Genomic DNA, 22,876 nt, shown 5'->3' on the forward strand with positions numbered 1-22,876 from the left:
CCTTCGTCTTTAACCGAAAAGTCCGCCACCGAACTTGCCAGTCAATGACTGCGTCAGGGAGGTTAGGGTGCTCGTTGTCGAGGTTGTGACAGCTGAGACGGTGGATGTGCTGGCATCGAGCGTGTTGGTCACGAGGCCGCTGGAGGTTCCGCTGTCGAGAGTCAGGAGTTCACTCAGGGTCAGATTGCCACCGGTCAGCCCACTATCTGTGCCAGCGAGCGTGTCGAAGTTTCCGAGATCCAGTCCGAACCCGACATCGACATCTATATCGGTGGCAAGCAACTGCTCGATGATGTCCAGATTGATGTCCACATCCCCGGTAATCTGGTCGAACGCATCCAGGTGCAGAGAGAGATCGGTATCGCCGGTCGATGTCGTGTCCGCCGGGTGTGCCGTATCCAGACTGCCCAGCAAACTGTCGGCTGCAGCGATTGCCTGATCAAGATCGGCGACCGCATCGAGGTCGACATCAATATCGGTGCCGAGCAGGTCTTCGACCGGGTCGAGGTTCACATCGACATCGGCGATGAGAGGCGCGACGAGTGGCAGGTCAGCGGTGGCGTCAAGGGTGAGGTCGGTATCGCCGGTCTGATCCGGTGTCCCGCCGATGAGGCTGCCGCCACCGATGCCGGAGAGGCCATCGAGCAGGGAGCCTGACGTGCCGCCAAGGCCGCTGCCGATATCGCCCAAGGTTCCAGTGACGCCATCCAGATCGGCGACCGCATCGAGGTCGACGTCAATATCGGTGCCGAGCAGATCCTCGACCGGGTCGAGGTTCACATCGACATCAGCGATGATAGGCGCGACAAGCGGCAGATCAGCGGTGGCGTCAAGGGTGAGGTCGGTATCGCCGGTCTGATTCGGTGTACCGCCAATGAGACCGCTGCCGCCACCGATGCCGGACAGGCCATCGAGCAGGGAGCCTGACGTGCCGCCAAGGCCGCTGCCGATATCGCCCAGGGTTCCAGTGACGCCATCGAGATCGGCGACCGCATCGAGGTCGACGTCAATATCGGTGCCGAGCAGATCCTCGACCGGGTCGAGGTTCACATCGACATCAGCGATAATCGGCGCGACAAGCGGCAGATCAGCGGTGGCGTCAAGGGTGAGGTCGGTATCGCCGGTCTGATCCGGTGTGCCGCCGATGAGACTGCCGCCACCGATGCCGGAGAGGCCATCGAGCAGGGAGCCCGACGTGCCGCCAAGGCCGCTGCCGATATCGCCCAGGGTTCCCGTGACGCCATCCAGATCGGCGACCGCATCAAGGTCGACGTCCATGTCTGTACCGAGGAGATCCTCGACCGGGTCGAGGTTCACATCGACATCAGCGATAATCGGCGCGACGAGCGGCAGGTCAGCGGTGGCGTCAAGGGTGAGGTCGGTATCGCCGGCCTGATCCGGTGTCCCGCCGATGAGGCTGCCGCCACCGATGCCGGACAGGCCATCGAGCAGGGAGCCTGACGTACCGCCAAGGCCGCTGCCGACATCGCCCAGGGTTCCAGTGACGCCATCCAGATCGGCGACCGCATCGAGGTCGACGTCAATATCGGTGCCGAGCAGATCCTCGACCGGGTCGAGGTTCACATCGACATCAGCGATAATCGGCGCGACAAGCGGCAGATCAGCGGTGGCGTCAAGGGTGAGGTCGGTATCGCCGGTCTGATCCGGTGTCCCGCCGATGAGACTGCCGCCACCGATGCCGGAGAGGCCATCGAGCAGGGAGCCTGACGTGCCGCCAAGACTGCTGCCGATATCGCCCAGGGTTCCCGTGACGCCATCGAGATCGGCGACCGCATCGAGGTCGACGTCAATATCGGTACCGAGCAGATCCTCGACCGGGTCGAGGTTCACATCGACATCAGCGATAATCGGCGCGACCAGCGGCAGATCAGCGGTGGCGTCAAGGGTGAGGTCGGTATCGCCGGTCTGATCCGGTGTCCCGCCGATGAGGCTGCCGCCACCGATGCCGGAGAGGCCATCGAGCAGGGAGCCTGACGTGCCGCTAAGACCGCTGCCGATATCGCCCAGGGTTCCAGTGACGCCATCGAGATCGGCGACCGCATCGAGGTCGACATCAATATCGGTGCCGAGCAGGTCTTCGACTGCATTTAAAGTGACATCGACATCGGCCGTGATTGGATCGATGATCGGGAGATCGGTGGTCAGATCGATGCTCAGATCGCTGTCCCCGTCAGGGCCCTGATCGGCGTCCACGTCGATTGAAATATCAATACCGCCCCCTGAACCATCTGCTATCAGGTCCAGATCGCTGTCGACATCTCCGATGACCGGGCCGACGGGCGGATCGATGTTCAGATCAATCGAGATGTCATTGTCATCCTCGCCGCTTCCCAGGATGTCGTCGACAGTGCCTCCCACCGTATCAACGATGCCAGCGTCAACATCAATTGAGACGTCGAGGTCGCTCCCCAGAAGGTCTTCCACGGGGTCGAGTCCGACATCCACATCGGCAATGATCGGCCCGACCACAGGCGGATCGATATTCACGTCAACCGAAAGATCGGTATCGTCCGTGCCGTCGACGGTGTCAGTACCACCGTCGCCGTCGCCGTCGCCGTCGCTATTGCCACCGTCGTCATCGCCGTCGACTTCATCACCGCCGTCACCGCCACCACCACCATCGCCTGAGGTGTCTTCGCCTGCGTCGTCTGTGGTCCCGTCGCCTTGATCCGTATCTTCGTCAGGCAGAGCGGTATCCGTTTCGGGCGTGGTGGTGGAATCGTCATCCGAGCTCACCTCGAAAGAGGGGCCACGACCGACGAGAGGCGCCCCGCCTGCTTGGGCGCTGTCGAGGGCTGCAAGTTCGTTTTCACCAGCGTTTTGTTGACCGCCGGTAGTCGCCTGTGAGGCAGCGTTTGACCTCGCGCCGGATCCCGAAACACCCGCGACAGGTTGCGCGACGGATGCTCCGTCATCGGATGGCTGCCCCTCGCTTCTGGGCGCGGTGGACGTAACGCCGGAAATGATCACCGATGAAGGGCTCTGCGCACCGTCTGATGCGGCAATAGCACTGGACGCGTCGTCGCCGGCCGTCTGCACGACGCCAGCTTCGTCCGAGCGTACGCCTGCGATGCCGCTCAGGGTTGCAAATTGGTCGACGGCTTCGTAGAGCTTCGCCTCAAGTACGTTTTCTGTCACTTCGTTCATCGGATTCTCCCTTATGGAGAACCTTACATGAAGATGCTCTAATTATACCTTAACGTAAAGATTAAGGTGCTAACTCACATTGCGGTTGTTTTAGTGAAATGCAACCTATCCGGTGTTCTGCCGCATGCGACGGTTCCTTGGGTGATGAGCCGGGATCTGTGCAAAGCCTAGGAGGCAGTACAAAGGTTTATGCAAGCTCTGTTCCAGAGCGCTTTTGCCGAGTTTTAAATCGTTGACGCGCTTGTCTTTGGGCTCAGATGAACGAATTTTTTGACGGTAAAAAAGTCAATCTCGGGGTGGTGGTGAGGGGAAGGAAGATCGAAATATGTTCAGCAATGAGGCGTCAGTTGTCCGCTCCCGAAGGTGAGTGCAATCTTAACTAATCCCACAGGTTGTATGTTGTCGCAGACCTGATCTGCGTGCGAAGCCGTTGGTTGCGATGCTTGCTGAGAGGATGTCTGGCATGACGCAAACACAATAGGATCGGCACGCGATTTCCTCGGCGCGGAGTGCAAGGCACGGGGGCGAGGAGAGGCTCTGTGAAATACTTTAACCTCTGCCCCATGCCGTTCGGACGAAGCTTGATTTCGTTTATTCCGCGAAGAACCCCTTCACGTCTTTGAAAAACTCAGATCGGCTCTTGCTCTGCAGGTAGAACATGTGGCCACCGGGATAGGTGCCAAAGAAGAGCCGTTCACGCGCGCCGCGCGCCCTTGTCGTTTGCTCCAGCGTGTAGCGTGACAGGAAGTAGTTGGTCACGAGGTCATGGTACCCATGCACGACCAGCGCTTTTAGGTCCGGGTTCTGGGCCAGCGCGATGCCGATATCGTCCGGCGTGCCGATGTCTCCGCTGTAATCCCAGGAGGCATTGGTCACGAGGTTGAGCGGGATGTAGGGCCTGTCGCTGGTGTAGCCGAGATCGTTCCGCACATAGTCCATGAAGGGTGCGAGGAGAACGCCGCTCAGCACGGTCAGCGATCGGTCGAGCACGGCGAGACCGGGCTCCTGAGGGGTAGGGTTGTCGGTCGCCTGTGTCCCGTCATACCGGTCGAGAATGAGGCCGCGATCGGACAAGAGGCTGCCGACATAAAGCGTTTCCGGAATGCGCCCGTTGTGAAGCTCGACGAGCCTCGGATCGAGGCCCGTATAGCGGGCCACCGTATCGAAGAAGATCTTCCGCTCTTCCGGCGTCGAGCGCCCGAGTGAGACCAGCCCGGTCAGGAACCCGTTCAGCGTATAGTCTTCGACCGCCTTCATCCCCGCCTCATCGACCTTCACGTCGTTCAAGCCGTGATGGGAGGCGATCGCCGTTTGGGTGGGCAGCAGGGTCATCGGATAGAGGATCGAATAGTTGCCCGCATCGACATCGACCTTGAGGGCAGGGGAGATCAGAATGGCACGGTTGATGTTGACGGCATAGTTCTCCGCAAGGATCCGCATCAGGGCCGCGACCCTGAGGCCCCCATAACTTTCTCCGGCGATCGCCTTTGGCGAGGCCCAGCGATTGTTCACCGTCAGCCACTTGCGAATGAAGATGGCCATCGAATTCACGTCCGCTGTCGTATTGTAATACGGCTTTGGATCGCCCGGCTTGCCGTCCGCGCCCGAGAGCATGCGGCTGTAACCGGTATCGACGGGGTCGATGAAGACGAGATCGGTGAAGGCAATCCAGCTTTCCGGATTGTCCTCCAGTCTTGCCGGAACGGCCGGGAATGTCCCGTCTCCAGATGTCTTGATCGTCTTCGGGCCGAGTGCCGACATATGCAGGAAGATGCTCGATCCCCCTGGGCCGCCATTGAACACGAAGGTCACCGGCCGCGTGGCCGGATCGGCCCCCTTCAGAGTGTAATCCATGTGGAAGATCTCGGCATCCGGCCGTTCGGGATCGATGCCGATTTCCAGCATCCCGCCTTTTGCCTCGTAGTCCGGAAGCGCTCCGGCGGCTTTTGATACGGGGGCCGTCCCACAGAGCAGGATGAGCGTCAGAAGCACTGGCAACGCCCTGATCCAGCGGAACCACCGTTGCATTGTCAATCTCCTCACTTCAGATCAATCCCGTGCCGGATCCGTCCCCAGAACTCCGGCGCACGCGCCGGAATCCTCTGCAGGCATCGTGCCTAAGGCTGACTGCATTGCCGGTTTTCACAACTGTCCGCCGCGCAAGTCGATCAACTGGCCGGTGTCCCGCATGGTGCAGGTCATGTATTGGTGCCCGACCGCGGCCTCGATAAGCCATTCATGTTTGGCCGGCGAGCGTGCCCGGGTGAAATGCACGTGGTTCATGCCGACGGCAAAGTTGCGCGCGACGATTTCGGCGCAGCCCCGATAGGCCATGGGTGGGGCCTTGGCGTCTGCTGCGACACGCCGATGCGCCATGCTGTTTTCCCGTTCGCGGTCGCCCGCCTGATAGCCTTGCGCATAGCTCGGCGTACGATTGCCTTCCCAGTAGGGATAACCATGCAAGCCGTCGCGGTAGCCGCGCTCGAATTCGGCAGTCTCCTCGGCATTGCTCGGTTCGTAGCCATTTTGATAATGGTGTTTGTTGTGCGCAAGGGCCGCGATGCCGAGTAAGGCGATCGCGGCTGCGGCGGCTGCCGCCTTGTCCTTGTCGCTCATGCGAGCCGTTGCCGGCTGCGTGGCTGCCGCCAGCACAAGTGCCGTGGCGGTGAAAATGGCGATATAGCGTTTCATGATCGTTCCCCTTCCTGGAGTCGTTATTGTTCCGGTGCTCGCCAAGACAGGCGTCTCACCAGGCCCGCACACGCTTTTCTGGCGCCAGCCATTCCGGTTCTCCCTCGGTAATGTCGAAGGCGCTGTAAAACTCGTCCACATGCTTGAGAGCCGCAATTGATCGATACATGCCTGGCGCGTGCGCATCGCTCATGAAGACGCTGCGGATGACCCCGTCGGTCGCCTTCATGCCCCAGAATTGCGCCCAGGCCAGAAAACAGCGCTGCCCTGGCGAAAAACCGTCAATCGACACATTCTCTTCCGGGTTTTCGGCGAGGTAATCCTGCAGCGCGGCGTAGGCGAGCGTGATGCCTCCGACATCGGCCATGTTTTCCGTAACGGTTAGCGCACCGTTGAGGGTAAGACCTGGGAGAACTTCATAGGCATTTGCCTGCGCGACGAGCTTCTCGGCTTCTCGCGTGAAGGCAACCGTGTCTTCGGGCGTCCACCAGTCCCGCAGATTGCCATCGGCATCGTATTGCCGGCCGCGACTGTCGAAACCATGGGTCATTTCATGGCCCAGTACGGCACCGAGACGGCAGAAATAGACGGGGGCATCAAGATCGGCCTCGAAGGCCGGAGGCTGCAGAATGGCGGCAGGAACTTCGAAGCCGTTGATCGAGGGATCATAGGCGGCGTTGACGATGATCGGCAGCGTCGACTGCACATTGGCAAAGGATTCGTGCTCAACCGGATCGTCGAACTTGTCGAGCGACCGCTTGACGTCGAATGCGATCAGCCGCTGGATATTGCCGATCAGGTCATCCGGGCGCACCTCGACCTCAGACATGTCGATCCATGTCTGAGGGTAGCCAACCTCAAAGGTGAGTTTCTCCAGTTTGTCCTTCGCCGCCGCCCGTGTCGCCTCAGTCAACCAGTCCCGCGTCTCGATCCGGGCCAGGAAAGCGTCCTTGACGCGCCCCACCATGTCGGCAGATTTGGCCCGCGTCTCGTCATCGAAATAGCGCTCGACATAGAGCTGCGAGACCGGATGACCGAGAAAGAGTTTCAGTTCGTTTTGCACCCGCTCCTCGCGTGGCGGTAGTTTTTCGACGCCCACCAGGATCTTCTGCTGATCGGCGATCACGACCTCGAAGCGGCTGCCGAGATAGAACTTGAAGCGGTTGATCAGCTTGACCTTCAGATAGTCACGGATCTCCTCAATCGGGCGTTCACGCAGCACCTTGCCAAGGATAGGCAGGTAGCGTGGCTCCGACTTTATGACCCGTTCGGGCGGCTTCATGCCGAGGCCAGCGAGCAAAGCGGTAAGGTCGAGCTCGGGAATTTCCGCCTGCAGGGCTGCGAAAGGGATGGGCTGATAGGTGTTGGCCGGATTGGCAGCCTCCACCGGCGTTAGCATCCCGCCATGCAATTCCCGGTCGATATCGGCGACGAGCGCCGCGACCGCTGTCGCTCGCGAGGGCTCGTAACCGGCCGCGACCAGCATGTCGGCCAGGTTCTTGCGCAAGGCGAGGTCGAGCGCCGAGCCGGGCGGTTCCTCATAGAGGTTTTGCTGACCGAGCACGAGGGACGCACCGGCGAAGTAAAGGGAATTACGTGTCGAATCCGCCATATCTGTCATCGGCACGAAGCCTGCCAGGGCCAGATCCTCGGCCATCTGCAGATAGTGGCCGAGATAGCTGGCGAGGTCGCCGAGATCGACAATAGCATCGATCCTGGCCATCTCTGGGTCGAGTGGGGTCATGCCTTTGACATCAAGTGTCGCGACATCCATGAAGGAGGTGTAGAAGGCCCCAACCTGCTGGATCGGCGTTCCCCTTTCCGCCGTTCCCGATTTGGCGGCGGCATCGAGCAGTGTTTCTTCCATTTGCGCCGTCAGCCGTCGGCCCATGAAGTCGAAGGCATCGATCATTGCCCGGTCCGCCGGACGCTCGACCCGGTCGATCCAGCCGCCGAGTGCAAAGCGGTAGAAATCGGTCCCCGGGTCGGATGCCTTGTCCATGTTTTCAAGGGAAAAGGCCAACTGATCGGGTCCGATCACGGGCACAGGTGGCCGATCATTGGCGTGGGCGACGGGAGCCATGGCAAGACACAGAACAAGACGAAAGGTGAGATGTCGCACGATGATTCCCTTGGGTGATTTGCCCACTACTTGAGGTCGCGAGCCGTTTCCCACGGCCCATGGCGCCTGCGACCTAGAGGCTGCCTTCGTTCGTCATCGACATTACATTGGCGACCACGCCGCTGTTCGAGACAAGGCAGCGCCACGGGGCCCTTGTCGGTCCGACGCCGACCGTCACCTGCGAATTGGCCTCAGAGAAGATCATTTCGGTGATCTGGACGTCGCCATTGTTCGCCGTGTTGGACACGGCCGCGAGGCATGCACTGCGCGCTGTTGGCGGCACACTCTCGTCCATCAGGGGCTGGGTCGAGGCGGCCATCGGCGGCGGCTGCGATGTCCCGTCCGAGCTGCAGCCTGCAAGCAGCCCGAAGGCGAGGCAAATCATTCCTGATGTCGGTCTGGATCTGGTCATGCGTCTCCCCCTCCGGTTTTCTTAGTGGCCTCTCATCCAGGCCCGGGCTTAATTGCTTGCCTCGATCAGAAAACGACCCGCCGCCCATCCAGCATCACTGCCATCCGGCCGAGACACCCGGCACCAGCGGGTCTGTCCGGTCATGCGGCATCCACCATTGCGCAGGATCTCGCCGTTAACGACACGAGTGACGATCGGGCTTTGCGCACTGGGACGAGTTCTAATGTTCAAGGTATCGCCGCGCGAGATGCCGGCCACCTGAAAGAAGTCCGGCCCGCCGGACAGGCCATCGGCGAAATCGGGTGAGGGCGGCGCAATCGGCCTGCCGCCCGTGACCTCGATGCGAAGCGTGAAGCGCGCCTGTTCATTGCGACGCGCGGCATTGCGCATCAGATAGACCTGCACGGTATAGTCACCGCTCTCGGGAACGATAACATCGGCGAAATCGCCTGATATCGAACCGTTGAACAGCGCTTCGCCGCCTCCGGGGCCGAGAATGTTGAAGTAGTTGCTGCTGTTCGAGCTATCCATGGTGACGGCGAGCCTCTGGCCACCGCGGACATTGATGCGATAGCTGGCGCCGTCGTAGCCACGGACCGTGCCGCGGATGACCGTTGAACTCTGGCCACGACCGAATTCGACCCGGGCACTTCGCTCCTGCGCGACGGCCCCCTGCTGCCCGACATCAACGATAACGCCAAGCGTCAACGCAAACACACCACCGAAGAACGCACGCAACAAACGCATCGGACATCTCCCGTTGGGAAGTCTTCAAAAGACTGCCTTGCAACCTTTCGCTGTCCTCAGACTGGCATGCGGAATGTTTGCAAACCAGTGAATTAAATTAGTCTAATGTGAAATGCTCTCATGGTTGCACAAGGCGGAGTCTCCCGGTTCGCTGAGCGCCGTTTGGCTTCGGGACCTCTTGTCGGAACCATTGCACAAGGGCGTCAAGGGCAGGCTCAGAACGGCGGCTCTCCTTGATGCACAGATGATAGTCCTCGAGTGTCGGCAATGTTGCATCGTGAAGAAGCCGAAGGGAGCCGGACTTGATCTCCCGCGCGACAAGAAAATCCGGCAGAAGTGCGGCACCCAGTCCCAGACGGACCATATCCAGCGCGACGATATAGTGGGAAGCGAAGAGCCAGCGGTCGTCAGCCGGGACCAGATCGGCGCGTCCACCGTGTCGTGCATAGGCGTGCCAGTCGGATCCTATTCTGCCGGGCAGCAGTTCGGTCGTGATGTAATTGAACTCGCTCTTGCCGTCGATAAGGGCCGACGAGACGACGGGTACCAACAACTCCGGCCAGAGAAGCTGCGCATGATAGCCAGGATCCCTTGGCAAGGTCGTGACGAAAGCGTCACCCATGGCATCGGTGAGTTCCGGATCCTGTGCATACATCATGATCTGCAAGTCGATATCTGGATGCGCAGCATAGAAAGATCGAATCCGTGGTACGAGCCACGCTGTCGCAAAACTACTGCACACCGCAAGCCGCAGGCGATTGCGGGAGCCGCCAATGGTCTCGGCAAGCGATCGATGGATCTCGGCGAATGCTGGCTGCAGACGTTGAGCGAGATCACGTCCTGCATCGGTCAGCGCAATGCCGCGTCCGCTTTTCTGAAACAGTCTCTCGCCAACAATTTCAGCCAGAAGTCGCAACTGATGGCTGACGGCGCTCTGGGTGACGCCAAGTTCAGCGGCCGCCGCGGAAACGGAGAGATGGCGGGATACGGTCTCGAACGTATGCAAGGCCCTGAGGTTATGGCGAAACTCCATGCTTTGATCCCTCCGATGCGCTCAAGCCGGCGTACTGCATTTACAACGTTCCATGAGGGTTTTTTAAAATGCAAGTATGAAACTCATTGGACAGCCGGCAGCCACCCTGAAATGCTCTGGGCCGACACTGATGAGAAGGTGAGATCGGCCATGAAGGAAAAGAAACAGGGCAGGCGGCATTTCATCTCCGGTCTGGCGGCCATGGCGGCCTTGTCTGGGCCCGGCCGGGCACTTGCCGGTGAAGTGATGAAAGAGATCGCCGCGCTGAAGCCCGGCGAATTCACCTGGCATCCGGAGCGGCAGCGCACCGGACCCGTTGCGGTCGTCGTTTCTCTCCCGGAACAGCGCGTGCATGTCTATCGCAACGGCATTCGCATAGCCGTGTCCACCTGTTCGACCGGCAAGCCCGGCCACGAGACGCCGACCGGCGTCTTCGTCGTCCTGCAGAAGGACAAGCACCATAAATCGAGTACCTATGACGATGCGCCGATGCCGAACATGAACCGGCTCACCTGGTCGGGCATCGCGCTTCATGCGGGAAATCTGCCGGGTTATCCGGCCTCGCACGGCTGCATACGTCTTCCCATGGCCTTTTCCGAACGCCTCTTCGATATCACGCATCTCGGAACGCCGGTCATCATCGCGGGATCGGTCCAGGATCCGCAGGACCTGACCCATCCAGGCATGGTACTTGGTGCCTATGCCGCCCGGGAATTCAGCGATGCCGTAACGGCGCTGCGCGGCAGAGAGCGACCGAATGACTGGACCGACCTCAAGAAGCAACCCGTCGTTTCGGTCATCATGTCGACCTTTGACGGAAAGGCCTTGCTGGTTGAAAATTCCGAGATCCGCGCCGAAGGCCGGATCACTGTGAATGGCCAGGACAAGCTCGGCAGCCATGTCTTCCTGCTCGATGGCCTCGACGAAGCGACACGCGGCATGCGCTGGATCGCCTTTGCCAATCCGAACGATGATGAAGGCGTGGTCAACATGGCCACCGGCCTCCTTGCCCGAATATCCGCAGACCCGGCCTTTGTGTCGACCATGCAGAGTGTCCTGCACCCCGGTGCAGTGCTGATCCTGACCGATGCACCGCTTGCGCCCGACACCCGCACCGGCAAGGACTTCGTCATCATGGCGTGAACCATCTCCTGGTGTGCAGCAGAGCTGGCCATGGAGAAACGCTCAAGGCGAGACTGGGAGAGGACGCGATGAGACAATTGACGGCCATGTTTGCCACAGCGTGTTTGGCCAGCCCCGTTCTTGCTGATGCGGGTGGCAAGCCTTCGGCCAACCCTATGCCCGATGTCAGGGTCGAAGGTGACACCCTGATCTATATCGGCGGCACCAACGACAATGGCCTGCAGGCGCTGAAGGCGGTGCTGGCGAAGGTTCCGGATGGCCAGATCACGAAAATGCTGGTGAATTCCGGCGGCGGCGACACCAAGGCCGCCATCCAGATCGGTTTTATCATCGCCGACCTGAAGCCACATCTGACGATCGATACGGGCTGTTTTTCATCCTGCGCCAATTTCATCGCACCCGCTGCGGCGACGATCGCGATCCGCGAAAACGCCTTCCTGGGATGGCACGGCAATGACCGCGGCTTCGCCATGACGGCTGCCGAAGAGGGCGTGACATTGCGCGAACACCTGCGCGCCATGGTGTCCCCGCAGGCGAGTGACGCCGTTGGGCCAGATGGCAAGCCGGTCGACATGGAAGCCTTTCTCGACGAAGCCGTGTCCGCCACCGAGGCGCGGATGGCTGAGGAGGCGGCACTTTATGCCAGGATCGGACTGCCGAACGATACCTTCGCTGTTTGTGGCGTCGGCTCGCGCTTCGACAATCGCTTGAGCGGTGACCAGCGTGGCTGGGGCTTTTCGCTGGATGACATGGCCCGGCTGGGCCTGCCACCCGTGCGTTATGAAGGCGCCGGACGCTATGAGGACAGCCCGGCTTTCAGGCGCTGGCTGATCGTGCTGACACCCGAAGACTGCCGAGAGTGAGTTTCATCGCCCGTCTTCTGCTCGGGCAGGTAGCCTGTCCCGGTTTCCGACGCGGGTTGAGCCGCTTACGAGAGAGGTCCTCGCATACTGTGTTGGAGCCTCTGTGCCAGCCAAGCGGTTCAGGCCGCAGTCGCAAGCGGCGCCAGGAAGACTGTCGAACCGATCAGCGCCCAGTCGTTTATGACATGCACCCCGGTGCTGACCCAGATATTCTTGGTCCAAACATAGGCCCAGGTCAGGATCAGTCTGGCACAGCCGATCACAACAAAGCATTGCACGAAGTTCCAGTCATAGGTCGGCAGGTGCAGCATCCCGAAGATGACCGCCGACAAAAGCCATGCAGCCAGCACCGCTGCATTGCGGCCCATTCCCGCCTTGTTATGTAGATAGGCAAGGATGGCGAGGAAGGGCAGGATTGTGATCAGTTCCTCCCCGAGCAACTGCAGGCCGACCTTGGCAAAGAAACTCGCCAGCCGCGCACCTTCGAGGTCGGCCGCATCCGCAACCGCTGAATTGGTGCTGACAGTGCCAAAGGTTTGCAGCAGCGCTCCGACGGAAAGGGTCACGATGATGTTGAGGATTGCAAAGCCAAACATCAGCAGCACGTCGCGAATGCCGACGCGCCTGAAGATTGCCCGCCAGCGACCGGGGGCCGCGATAGCGAGCGCGGCCAGTGGCAAAGCGACGAAAGCGACGGCTCTGAGCCAACCCGTGACGATATTGTCCTCAAAGGGCAACGGGATGCCAAGCGCCGCAAATCCGCCGGCTGCAGCCGCGAGCACCCAAAGCCAGGCGGTCCCCGAAACGCTTGGTGGAGTGTCTGAGTAGAACGGAAAATCAGGCCCTTTGCGCTCCAGCACCAAACGCTCAGATGCAAATGTCGAATGATCCACGAATGCCCCCTTTGCCCTGAATTAGAAACTACTTCAATTCACCTGCGGAGCAAGTCTATCCTACTATCGGGCTCACGAAATGAGAGAGGTCCAAGAGAGCGTCGTGGTGGTCTGCTTTGCAGCCGATCGCATGCTGTGACCACAGTCCCACTAGAGAGACCTAGCGACCGTGGACGCCATCTTCGATCCCTGGCTTTGGGCTGACGTCAGCATTTGTGTAGAAGGCCACACACGGCGGTTCGTTGCAGGTGCACAGCACGCGCGAACTAGTTGATATATAGAGAGTGAAGATTGGCTGGGGAACCTGGATTCGAACCAAGATTAACGGAGTCAGAGTCCGTCGTTCTACCGTTGAACTATTCCCCACCAGGGTATCGCTGCCGCGATCGGTGAGCGGGCTTATAGCCAAAAGCTTTGAGATTGCAAAGGCCGATTTTCAAAAAAATGTCGGAATGTGTTTCGCCTAAGGGAAATACCGGCTTCGCTTAGGCCGTGGGCGGAGGCTAAAGCCTTCGGGGCGGATCGGCGGCTGTTGATCGTCCTTGGAAAAACCGTTTGGCGCAAAGGGCTTGCGCTGGTATGCTGGCGCCAACGAAACGATTGATGACACCAGCGGCATGCGGCGAAAGCGGCGCCTTGCGCGGTGCAATGGAAGACTTCAGTGACAGACCCCAATCGCGGCGGACAGCCGAATAGCGAGGGGACGTCGACGGGCAAGCGCAAGGGCGGGGGATCTCGCCGGCGCGGCAAGGGCAGGAAGACGGGGCCGATCGCAAACGGTCCTGAGTCTTCTGCTTCGGCAGGATCGGCGGGAACGCCGGTCTCCGAACGACGTTCCGAATCAGTCTTTGCGGATGGCCCTGTCCGCAAGCGAAAGCGTCGTCGACGCGGAAAAGGCCCGTCGGGAGCCGATCTTGCTTCGTCATCGGCTGACGGTGGCGCGCGGCAGACCTCTTCCCAAATCCTATCCGGTGGTTCCGGTGCGCCAAAGGGCGAACTGCCCGGCGGACCGGACAATCGTGCTCGCTCGGCCTCAGCCCCTGCCGGCGATCATGCCGCCGCAGGCGGCCATGGCGCTCATGCGGTGGCGACGCGGTCGGCAATGTCAGGAGAGCCCGATGCCCGGTCGCCGAAAAAGCGCCGGCGCAATCGCAATCGGAAGCCCGCACTTAAAGCCGGTCATGTCCGGCCGCTTGCCGGTTCGGAGCCGCCGTCTGCCGCGTCTGCCAAGGCGCGCAAACCGGAACCGCCGGCCGTGCCGCCGCGCCATCAGGCCGCCGCGCCCGGCCGGTCTGACAGATCGTCGGCGCCGGATCGTTTGCGGTTTGCAGCAGGAGAGGGCAGCCATGACGATCTTTACGCGGCACTCGACCTTGGCACCAACAATTGTCGGCTGCTGATTGCGCAGCCAACCCGGCCCGGCCAGTTTCGCGTTGTCGACGCTTTCTCGCGCATCGTGAGGCTGGGCGAGGGCCTGGGGGCAACAGGGCAATTGTCGCAGGACGCGATGGACCGCGCGGTCGATGCCTTGCGCATCTGCGCTTCCAAGCTCTCCGGTCGTGAAATCCGCCGCATGCGCCTGATCGCCACCGAAGCCTGCCGCGCGGCAGAGAATGGGGAAAGCTTCCTCGAACGGGTCACCAACGAGACGGGCCTCGAACTCGAGATCATCAACCGCGAGACCGAAGCGCGGCTCGCTGTCTCTGGCTGCTCCTCGCTGGTCGGTCGCGAAGCCCGCTCCGTCGTGCTCTTCGATATCGGCGGCGGCTCCTCCGAGATCGCGGTGATCCGGATCGCCGACAACAGGTCAAGCCGGCTTGCCAACCACATCACCCATTGGACATCGCTGCCCGTTGGTGTCGTGACGCTCTCCGAGCGCCATGGCGGCCGCGACGTGACGCCGGATATCTTCGAAGCCATGACCCAGGAAGTCGAAGGCATGCTTGCCCGCTTCGATTGCCCGGATCTACCGCGCGGGCCAGATGGATATCCGGAGGATTTCCATCTGATCGGCACTTCGGGCACGGTAACGACATTGGCCGGCGTGCATCTCGATCTGCCGCGCTATGACCGCCGCAAGGTGGATGGCGTCTGGCTGTCCGATGCCGAGGTTACGGCGATGCAGGCCAAGCTATTGTCCTGGGACTATGCCGGGCGCGCCGCCAACCCGTGCATCGGTCCGGACCGCGCCGACCTTGTGCTGGCCGGCTGCGCCATTCTCGAGGCGATCCGCCGGCGTTGGCCGTCGAGCCGGATGCGGGTCGCGGATCGCGGCCTGCGCGAAGGCCTTTTGACAGATATGATGGCGGATGACGGCGTCTGGCGCCGCGGCCGAACCCGCCGACCTAACACCCATAGGGAGCGCTGACCATGGCAAAGCCACCCATCGGCGGGAACAGAACCGGCCGCAAACTCGGCCAGAAGGTCAAGAAGGGCAAGCTGAAGGCGTCGTCCAGACGTTGGCTCGAGCGCCACATCAACGACCCCTATGTGCAGCGGGCAAAGCTCGAGGGTTACCGCGCCCGCGCGGCCTTCAAGTTGCTGGAGATCGACGAGAAGCACCAGATCCTGAAAGGTGCCCATCGTGTCATCGATCTGGGGGCGGCGCCGGGCAGTTGGTCGCAGATCGCCGCCAAGGTCACCGATTCGACCGATGACGACATCCGTGTCGCCGCAATCGACTTTCTCGAAATGGCGCAGTTGCCGGGTGTGAAGATCCTGCAGCTCGACTTTCTGGATCCGGACGCCCCGCGCCAGCTGATCGAAGCCGTTGGCGGCACACCCAATCTCGTCCTGTCTGACATGGCGGCACCGACCACCGGCCACCAGAAGACTGACCATCTGCGCACCATGCATCTATGCGAGGTTGCGGCCCACTTCGCCGTCGAAGTTCTGGCAGAAGGCGGCCATTTCCTGGCCAAGACCTTCCAGGGCGGTACGGAAAAAGATCTCTTGAACATGCTGAAGCTGAACTTCCGTCAGGTCCTGCATATCAAGCCGGCCTCATCGCGCCAGGAATCGGTCGAGATGTTCCTGCTGGCCAAGGGCTTCAAGGGTCGCAAGGGGGGCGTGATCACGTCTGCGGTCGATGAGGACGGTTTCGCCCGTGATCCGCGTGAGGACATTCCGGCCGAAGAAGACCAGGACTGAGGCCCAGACGGCGGTGCTCACCTACATCACCATCGGCATCAACGATCTGAGGCGCGCCATCGGCTTCTACGACGCAGTTCTGTCGACGCTCGGCGTCGAGCGCCGCGTCACGGTGGACAGCGAAGCAGGTTATGGACTGCCGCAGGATGAGCGCTGCCGTTTCTGGATCACACATCCCTTCGATGGCAAGCCCGCGACGGTCGGCAATGGTTTGATGCCGGCTTTCGAAGCTCAGTCCCGGGCTGCCGTCGATGCGTTTTACAGGGCAGCGATTGCAAATGGCGGCACGGATGAGGGCGCACCGGGTCTGCGTCCCTTTCATCCCAATTTTTATGCCTGCTATGTCCGCGATCCCGACGGCAACAAGCTGTCTGCGCTGTGCGAAAAGCCGGAATAACCCATCATCGGCTTATTTGACGTTGATCGTATCGTCCTCAGCCTGCGCGCGTCGATAGCCGGAAACGGCGGATCCGACATCGCGCGCTAGGCCGAAGAACGGAACGACGGCAAAAACCGAGAGTGCGGCAACCATGGCGAAGGCAAGGTGGAAGTCACCGAGTGACAATGTGCCGCCGGTGATCTTGGCGCTGGCCTCCAGGATAGCGCCGGCCACAGCCACGCCAAGCGCCAGGCTCACCTGCTGAAGGACGGAAGTGAGCGCAGTTGCCTGCGACGCCTGGCCGTCCTCTATCTCGGAATATCCCAGGGTATTCACCCCGGTGAAGAAGAAGGAGCGGCAAAAGCCACCCAGCAGCAGGAGGCCCATGATCACAAAGATCGGGGTTGCCGGCGTGAACAGCGCATTGGCACCCGTTGTCAGGGCACCGATAATGCCGGCTGTGATCAGGACGGTGCGAAATCCGAGAGCGGCGAAGGCGCGCCTGGCAATGAATTTGGTGGAAATCGCCCCGATCGCGGCCACGAACGTGACCATGCCGGATTGGAAGGCGCTCATGCCGAAGCCGAGCTGCAACATCAGTGGCAGCAGGAAGGGCGTGGCGCCTGCGGCAATGCGAAACAGCGTGCCGCCGATGATGGAGGCGCGAAAGCTGCGATTGGCAAACAGCGACAGTTCCAGCAGCGGCGCCGGATGCTGGCGGGCATGGATGACGTAAAGGATGAGGCACACAATGCCGGCCACCGTCGCTCCGGCCCCCACGGCCACCGGCAGGGCTGGAAGGCTCATGACTGACAAGCCGAAGACCAGACCGGATGCCGCACCGGCACTCAAGGTAAAGCCGCGCCAGTCGATCCGGCCGGTCTTGATCGGGGCAATCTCTGGCAGGTAGAGGCCGGAAATCCACAGGCCCAGCAACCCGATCGGGAGGTTGATCAGGAAGATCCAGTGCCAGCTGAAGAAGGTGGTTATGAAGCCCCCGATCGGCGGCCCGGTGATCGGGCCGAGCAGGCCCGGAATGGTCAGAAGCGCCATGGCAGAGACCAGTTCGCTTTTCTTCGTGGTCCTAAGCAGGACCAGGCGCCCGACAGGCGTCATCATCGCGCCGCCCATGCCCTGCAGGAAGCGCGCGGCGATGAAGGCGAGGAGCGATCCGGACATCGCGCAGAACAGTGAGCCGAGCATGAAGACCACAATCGCTGCACGGAACACGCGCTTGGCTCCATAACGATCTGCCATCCACCCACTGATCGGAATGAAGATTGCAAGCGCCACCATATAGGCGGTGAGCGCAAGTTTGAGCGTGATCGGCCCAACCCCAAGGTCGGTGGCAATCGTCGGCAGCGCCGTGGCAATCACGGTCGAATCCATCTGTTCCATGAACAGCGCGACGGCGAGTATGAGCGGGGTAATACGGTTCATCGGTCTTCCGGCGGGGCGCGAGGGACCCCCACACTGATGGTGCGTCCGCCGCGGATGCCGAACTCGATATGGAGAATGGCGGAAAAGGCAAGCCTCGGTTGCGATTTGGACACCTTGGTGGCGTGGATACACGCTTCACGTTGGCGTGAGCCCGCTTTCCCCGCCTAGCTGCAAGCCTATGTTTCGCCTCGGCCCGACGAAACGGGGATGCGACTTTCACTGAGGAGATTGCGATGTTATCGATGAACCGAAGAATGCTTTTGGGCGGTGCGGGTGTAGCGCTTGCCACGCCGATGATCATGACCAGAGCCGCCTCCGCCCAAACGGCGTCCGCCCAAACCTCGATGAGCATTAACCACGCCATGCCACCCGAAACCCATCGCTTCAATGTCGGAAAGTTCGAAGTTCTGGTGGTCAAGGATGGTTCGCGTGCCTCCGGTGCGCCGCAGGAAACCTTCGGCACCAATCAGTCGCCGGAAACGGTCGGTGCACTGCTCGAGGCGAATTTCCTGCCGCCGGACAACTTCGTCAACAGTTTCGCCCCGGTACTGGTCAACACCGGCACGGATGTCATCCTTTTTGATACAGGCATGGGGGAGGGCGGTCGCGCCAATGGCCTTGGTCGTTTGGTCGAGGGTCTCACGGCAGCCGGTTACAAGCGCGAGGATGTCACCGTCGTTGTTCTCACCCATATGCATGGCGACCACATTGGTGGCCTGATGGAAAGTGGCCAGCCGGCTTTCCCGAATGCGCGTTATGTGACGGGCCAGGCCGAATATGATTTCTGGGTTGATCCGGCCCGCGTCGGAACACCGGCCGAGAACGGCCAGAAGGGCGTCATCGCCAACGTCAAGCCGCTTGCGGACAAGACCACCTTCATCGGAGATGGTGGGGAAGTCGTCTCGGGCGTGACCGGCATGGCGGCCTTCGGCCATTCGCCGGGCCACATGATCTATCGCCTGGAATCGGAAGGCCGCCAGCTGGTGCTGACGGCGGATACGGCCAATCACTTCGTGTTGTCGCTGCAGCGCCCCGATTGGGAAGTTCGCTTTGACATGGACAAGGCGGCGGCCGCTGCGAGCCGGAAGAAGGTGTTCGACATGCTGGCGACGGACAAGCTCGCCTTCCTGGGCTATCACATGCCGTTCCCGGCGGTTGGTTTCGTCGAGAAGATCGACCAGGGCTATCGTTTCGTTCCGAAGGCCTATCAGTTCGATCTCTAAGACGTCTAAGGCATCGACGTTGTGGGCTGTCCTTTGGGCAGCCCACAGCTTTTGGTCTTAGCCGCGCGTGGCGATTTCGACAGACGCACTGTCGAGAAATGTGTGCATCTGCGAGTTTAGTTCTGCCTCGGAGACATCCATACCGGCGGCCGAAAAATCCTGGCGCAGAAGGTCAAGCAAACGGTGCGGCTCGACCACCTGCTGCATTGCGATGTTATGCGCATAGGCCTCGACATCGTCGACGCCCATTTTGTAGCCGGCCCATCGCCCGATCATCTTGCCGCAAAGTACCTTCGCTCGAAATTCGAGTTCTGCCTGTCGGGCGAACTGCGTCTCAAGCGCATTGGCGCGTTTTCTCAATGGTGTCATCTTTGCCCCCGTTGTTGATTGGCTCCCCGTCCCGAAGAAGCGAGTGCGGTTGTAACGAAGGAGATTTCAGACTTCGTGCAAGAACATCCTAAAATTCTAATGGAGGCGTGTTTTCTGTGCAGTGCGGCATAGCGCCGTTTAGAGCCGCGTTTTGCTATTCCCTTCCTGTCATGAACGTGTTACCAGCCCTCGCCAACTTCCAAGCATTTCATGCAGGAGCCACCGGACGGGAAATTCCGTTTTCGGGAGGATTCTGCCTATTCAAACGAAGGATTTGGCAATGGCACGCATCGTAATGTCGGCAACCGGCGCAGAAGCGCTTACCTTTGACGACGTCCTCCTGCAGCCGGGGCATTCGGAAGTGATGCCGGGGCAGACGAATATCGCCACCCGCATCGCTCGCGACATCGAACTCTCCCTGCCGATCCTGTCGTCCGCCATGGATACGGTGACTGAAAGCCGGTTGGCCATCGCCATGGCCCAGTCCGGCGGCATGGGCGTTATCCACCGCAACCTGACGCCGATCGAGCAGGCCGAAGAAGTCCGCCAGGTCAAGAAGTTCGAGAGCGGCATGGTCGTCAACCCGGTCACCATCGGCCCGGATGCGACGCTTGCCGAAGCCAAGGCGCTGATGAAGGCCCACGGCATTTCCGGTATCCCGGTTGTTGAAAACGGCGGTCGCCCGGGTCGCCTCGTCGGCATCCTCACCAATCGCGACGTCCGCTTCGCCTCTGACCCGAACCAGAAGATCTACGAGCTGATGACGCGTGAAAACCTGATCACGGTCAAGGACGGCGTCGACCAGCAAGAAGCCAAGCGCCTCCTCCACACGCACCGCATCGAAAAGCTCGTCGTTGTCGACAATGAAGGCCGTTGCGTTGGCCTGATCACCGTCAAGGATATCGAAAAGTCGCAGCTCAACCCGCATGCCGCCAAGGATGCGCAAGGGCGCCTCCGCGTTGCTGCCGCCATCTCCACCGGTGACGATGGTGTCGAGCGCGCCGAGCGCCTCATCGATGCTGGCGTTGACGTGATCGTCGTCGACACCGCGCATGGCCATAGCCAGAAGGTTCTCGATGCCGTTGCGCATGTGAAGAAGATGTCGAATGCAATCCGCATCATCGCCGGCAATGTCGCGACATCCGAGGGAACGCAGGCTCTGATCGATGCCGGCGCAGACTGCATTAAGGTGGGCATCGGCCCGGGCTCGATCTGCACCACCCGCATCGTCGCGGGCGTCGGCGTTCCCCAGCTTGCAGCCGTCATGGCCGCCGTCGAGGCCGCCCACAAGCACGACATTCCCGTCATCGCCGATGGCGGCATCAAGTTCTCTGGCGACGTTGCAAAGGCCATTGCCGCCGGAGCTTCCGCCGTCATGGTCGGCTCGCTGCTCGCCGGCACGGATGAAAGCCCGGGCGAGGTCTACCTCTACCAGGGCCGTTCCTTCAAGGCTTACCGCGGCATGGGCTCCGTCGGCGCCATGGCCCGCGGCTCGGCAGACCGCTACTTCCAGGCGGAAGTGCGCGACACGCTGAAGCTCGTACCGGAAGGCATCGAAGGCCAGGTTCCCTACAAGGGTCCGGTCTCGGCCGTCCTGCACCAGCTCGCCGGAGGCCTCAAGGCTGCCATGGGTTATGTCGGCGGCAAGGACATCAAGGACTTTCAGGACAAGGCAACCTTCGTGCGCATCTCCGGTGCCGGCCTTCGTGAAAGCCATCCGCATGGCGTGACGATCACCCGCGAAAGCCCCAACTATCCGGGCTCAAACTGATCTTTTCGATGATTTGAGAATGCGGCCCGGGAATATCTCTCCCGGGCCTTTTCATGACCAGAGATTGACGAGATTTTTTACATGACCGGATTCGAGATGTTCTGGCCGCTGCTGGCCCATGCCTTCCTGATCTTCTGCCTCTATGGCCTGCTCGTGGTAAAACGCGCCGAAGTCGTGAAGAGCGGCGAAGTCGAGCGGGAAGCTTTCCGCGAAAACCTGGATGAGCCGCAGGCAAGCCGCGTGGTCAACAAGGCGATCGCCAACCAGTTCGAATTGCCGGTGCTTTTCTATGCCGTCTGCGTCCTCCTCTACATCGCCGAGGCCGATAATCTGCCGGCCGTCGCCGGCGCCTGGGCCTTCGTGCTCGCTCGCTATGTGCAGGCCTATATGCAGCTGACCGGCAACCTGCTGTTCCGCCGTCTCTCCTTCATGGCGGGCTTCGTTATCCTCTTCCTGCTCTGGGTCTGGCTCGGCGCCTGGATGGCGTTCAGCTGACCCATCACGGCGTTTTGTATGGTCACCTGCGTTAAGCGTCCTATCTTCCGGGCATCAGCACCCGCCGGGAGGATATGCCATGGACAAGCCGACAATCACGCAGGCGATGATCGATGCCTATGACGAATACACCCACCTGACTTTGGACCGACGCGGCTTCATGCAGAAGCTCACATCGCTGGCGGGTTCAGGGGCTGCTGCCGCCGTCATCATGCCGATGCTGGCTGCAAACTCTGCCCATGCGACCATCGTGCCCGAGGCCGATGATCGTCTAACGGTGGAAGACGTCACCTATCCCGGTGGTGCCGGCGAGATGAAAGGCTATCTGGCCGTCCCGAAAGATGCGACCGGCAAGCTGCCGGCGGTCATCGTCATCCATGAAAATCGCGGCCTCAATGCGCATATCCGCGATGTCACTCGCCGCATGGCGCTCGAAGGTTTCGTCGCGCTGGCGCCGGACTTCCTGTCGCCAAACGGAGGGACCCCGGCCAATGAAGACGAAGCGCGCAACATGTTCCAGTCGCTCGACATGGTCGCCACCGTCGCCAATGGCGAAGCCACACGCGCCTTTCTCGCCGGCCATGAAAAGACCAATGGCAAGGTCGGAGCCATCGGCTTCTGCTGGGGCGGTGGCATGGTGAACCGCATGGCGGTCGCATCGCCGGAATTGGGTGCGGGCGTTGCCTATTACGGATCGCAGGCACCGGCTGAGGATGTGCCGAAGATCAAGGCACCCCTGATGCTACATTACGGCGGTCTCGACGAGCGCATCAATGCCGGGATTGGCGCCTACAAGGCAGCGCTCGACGCCAATGGCAAGACCTATGAGCTCTTCATCTATGACGGCGTCAACCACGCCTTCAACAATGATACCTCCGCTGCCCGCTACGACAAGGCCGCTGCCGATCTCGCCTGGTCGCGCACGGTCGCCTTCCTGAAGAAGAACCTCGCCTGACGTTCGTCCCTCTGTCCGGGGC

At 60.9% G+C, this 22,876-nt stretch carries 19 protein-coding genes and 1 tRNA gene; 9 read left to right on the plus strand and 11 right to left on the minus strand.

The genetic code is table 11. From position 1 onward, the window contains the following. Positions 1-9: 9 nt before the first annotated feature. From ACSV9I_RS05610 to ACSV9I_RS05640, 7 genes are all read right to left on the minus strand, one after another. Positions 10-3,168: a hypothetical protein gene (locus ACSV9I_RS05610; RefSeq protein ID WP_438327821.1), complete on the minus strand. Its 3,159-nt coding sequence runs from the start codon at positions 3,166-3,168 to the stop codon at positions 10-12. 591 nt (positions 3,169-3,759) lie between these two features. Beyond that, positions 3,760-5,196, minus strand: coding sequence for a S10 family peptidase (locus ACSV9I_RS05615; RefSeq protein WP_438327822.1), 1,437 nt, complete (start codon positions 5,194-5,196; stop codon positions 3,760-3,762). Positions 5,197-5,310: 114 nt separating this feature from the next. Then, positions 5,311-5,859 carry a hypothetical protein gene (locus ACSV9I_RS05620; RefSeq protein ID WP_054158739.1) on the minus strand — a complete coding sequence of 183 codons (549 nt, stop codon included), beginning with the start codon at positions 5,857-5,859 and terminating at the stop codon, positions 5,311-5,313. Between the two features lie 55 nt (positions 5,860-5,914). Next, the gene (locus tag ACSV9I_RS05625) at positions 5,915-7,981 is read right to left on the minus strand and encodes a M13 family metallopeptidase (RefSeq protein WP_438327823.1); all 2,067 of its coding nucleotides are present in this window, start codon (positions 7,979-7,981) and stop codon (positions 5,915-5,917) included. Between the two features lie 73 nt (positions 7,982-8,054). Continuing rightward, on the minus strand, positions 8,055-8,393 hold the full coding sequence (locus tag ACSV9I_RS05630; protein ID WP_438327824.1) for a hypothetical protein: 339 nt from the start codon (positions 8,391-8,393) through the stop codon (positions 8,055-8,057). 48 nt (positions 8,394-8,441) lie between these two features. Then, a complete protein-coding gene (locus ACSV9I_RS05635) occupies positions 8,442-9,140 on the minus strand; it encodes an SH3 domain-containing protein (protein ID WP_438327825.1) in 699 nt (232 codons plus the stop codon). A 118-nt stretch (positions 9,141-9,258) separates the two neighbouring features. Beyond that, positions 9,259-10,173, minus strand: coding sequence for a LysR family transcriptional regulator (locus tag ACSV9I_RS05640; RefSeq protein WP_438327826.1), 915 nt, complete (start codon positions 10,171-10,173; stop codon positions 9,259-9,261). A gap of 150 nt (positions 10,174-10,323) precedes the next feature. On the opposite strand from ACSV9I_RS05640, the gene ACSV9I_RS05645 reads away from it, so the two are divergent. Then, positions 10,324-11,316, plus strand: a complete 993-nt coding sequence (locus tag ACSV9I_RS05645; protein WP_438327827.1) for a L,D-transpeptidase — start codon at positions 10,324-10,326, stop codon at positions 11,314-11,316. 68 nt (positions 11,317-11,384) lie between these two features. Further along, entirely contained in the window at positions 11,385-12,179 is a 795-nt protein-coding gene (locus ACSV9I_RS05650; protein ID WP_438327828.1) for a hypothetical protein, read from the plus strand. A gap of 119 nt (positions 12,180-12,298) precedes the next feature. On the opposite strand, the gene ACSV9I_RS05655 is transcribed toward ACSV9I_RS05650, so the two are convergent. Both ACSV9I_RS05655 and ACSV9I_RS05660 read right to left on the minus strand, forming a co-directional pair. After that, positions 12,299-13,072, minus strand: coding sequence for a CPBP family intramembrane glutamic endopeptidase (locus ACSV9I_RS05655; protein WP_438327829.1), 774 nt, complete (start codon positions 13,070-13,072; stop codon positions 12,299-12,301). A gap of 292 nt (positions 13,073-13,364) precedes the next feature. Further along, positions 13,365-13,438 (minus strand) — tRNA-Gln (locus ACSV9I_RS05660). A gap of 295 nt (positions 13,439-13,733) precedes the next feature. Here ACSV9I_RS05660 and ACSV9I_RS05665 point away from each other — a divergent pair. Genes ACSV9I_RS05665 through ACSV9I_RS05675 form a run of 3 tightly spaced genes read left to right on the plus strand, consistent with a single transcriptional unit; the run spans position 13,734 to position 16,619 of the window. Then, positions 13,734-15,440: a Ppx/GppA phosphatase family protein gene (locus tag ACSV9I_RS05665; RefSeq protein ID WP_438327830.1), complete on the plus strand. Its 1,707-nt coding sequence runs from the start codon at positions 13,734-13,736 to the stop codon at positions 15,438-15,440. A gap of 2 nt (positions 15,441-15,442) precedes the next feature. Further along, positions 15,443-16,222, plus strand: a complete 780-nt coding sequence (locus tag ACSV9I_RS05670) for an RlmE family RNA methyltransferase (RefSeq protein ID WP_438327831.1) — start codon at positions 15,443-15,445, stop codon at positions 16,220-16,222. 13 nt (positions 16,223-16,235) lie between these two features. Further along, positions 16,236-16,619 (plus strand): VOC family protein, encoded by a 384-nt coding sequence (locus ACSV9I_RS05675; RefSeq protein ID WP_438328521.1) that lies wholly within the window; start codon positions 16,236-16,238, stop codon positions 16,617-16,619. Positions 16,620-16,631: 12 nt separating this feature from the next. Here the strand turns inward: ACSV9I_RS05675 and ACSV9I_RS05680 are convergent, their stop codons facing one another. Beyond that, positions 16,632-18,041 (minus strand): DHA2 family efflux MFS transporter permease subunit, encoded by a 1,410-nt coding sequence (locus tag ACSV9I_RS05680; RefSeq protein ID WP_438327833.1) that lies wholly within the window; start codon positions 18,039-18,041, stop codon positions 16,632-16,634. Between the two features lie 242 nt (positions 18,042-18,283). Between ACSV9I_RS05680 and ACSV9I_RS05685 the strand changes: the two genes are divergently transcribed. After that, positions 18,284-19,264 carry an MBL fold metallo-hydrolase gene (locus ACSV9I_RS05685; protein ID WP_438327834.1) on the plus strand — a complete coding sequence of 327 codons (981 nt, stop codon included), beginning with the start codon at positions 18,284-18,286 and terminating at the stop codon, positions 19,262-19,264. A 57-nt stretch (positions 19,265-19,321) separates the two neighbouring features. Here the strand turns inward: ACSV9I_RS05685 and ACSV9I_RS05690 are convergent, their stop codons facing one another. Further along, positions 19,322-19,633, minus strand: coding sequence for an ATPase inhibitor subunit zeta (locus tag ACSV9I_RS05690; protein WP_438327836.1), 312 nt, complete (start codon positions 19,631-19,633; stop codon positions 19,322-19,324). Between the two features lie 280 nt (positions 19,634-19,913). On the opposite strand from ACSV9I_RS05690, the gene guaB reads away from it, so the two are divergent. From guaB to ACSV9I_RS05705, 3 genes are all read left to right on the plus strand, one after another. After that, positions 19,914-21,404 carry an IMP dehydrogenase gene (gene guaB, locus ACSV9I_RS05695; RefSeq protein ID WP_438327837.1) on the plus strand — a complete coding sequence of 497 codons (1,491 nt, stop codon included), beginning with the start codon at positions 19,914-19,916 and terminating at the stop codon, positions 21,402-21,404. Between the two features lie 81 nt (positions 21,405-21,485). Continuing rightward, positions 21,486-21,899 (plus strand): MAPEG family protein, encoded by a 414-nt coding sequence (locus ACSV9I_RS05700; RefSeq protein ID WP_438327838.1) that lies wholly within the window; start codon positions 21,486-21,488, stop codon positions 21,897-21,899. Between the two features lie 79 nt (positions 21,900-21,978). Further along, positions 21,979-22,854, plus strand: a complete 876-nt coding sequence (locus ACSV9I_RS05705) for a dienelactone hydrolase family protein (RefSeq protein ID WP_438327839.1) — start codon at positions 21,979-21,981, stop codon at positions 22,852-22,854. Positions 22,855-22,876: the final 22 nt, after the last annotated feature.

The organism is Rhizobium sp. G187 (assembly GCF_051549525.1).
In the GTDB taxonomy this organism is placed as follows: Bacteria; Pseudomonadota; Alphaproteobacteria; order Rhizobiales; family Rhizobiaceae; genus Allorhizobium.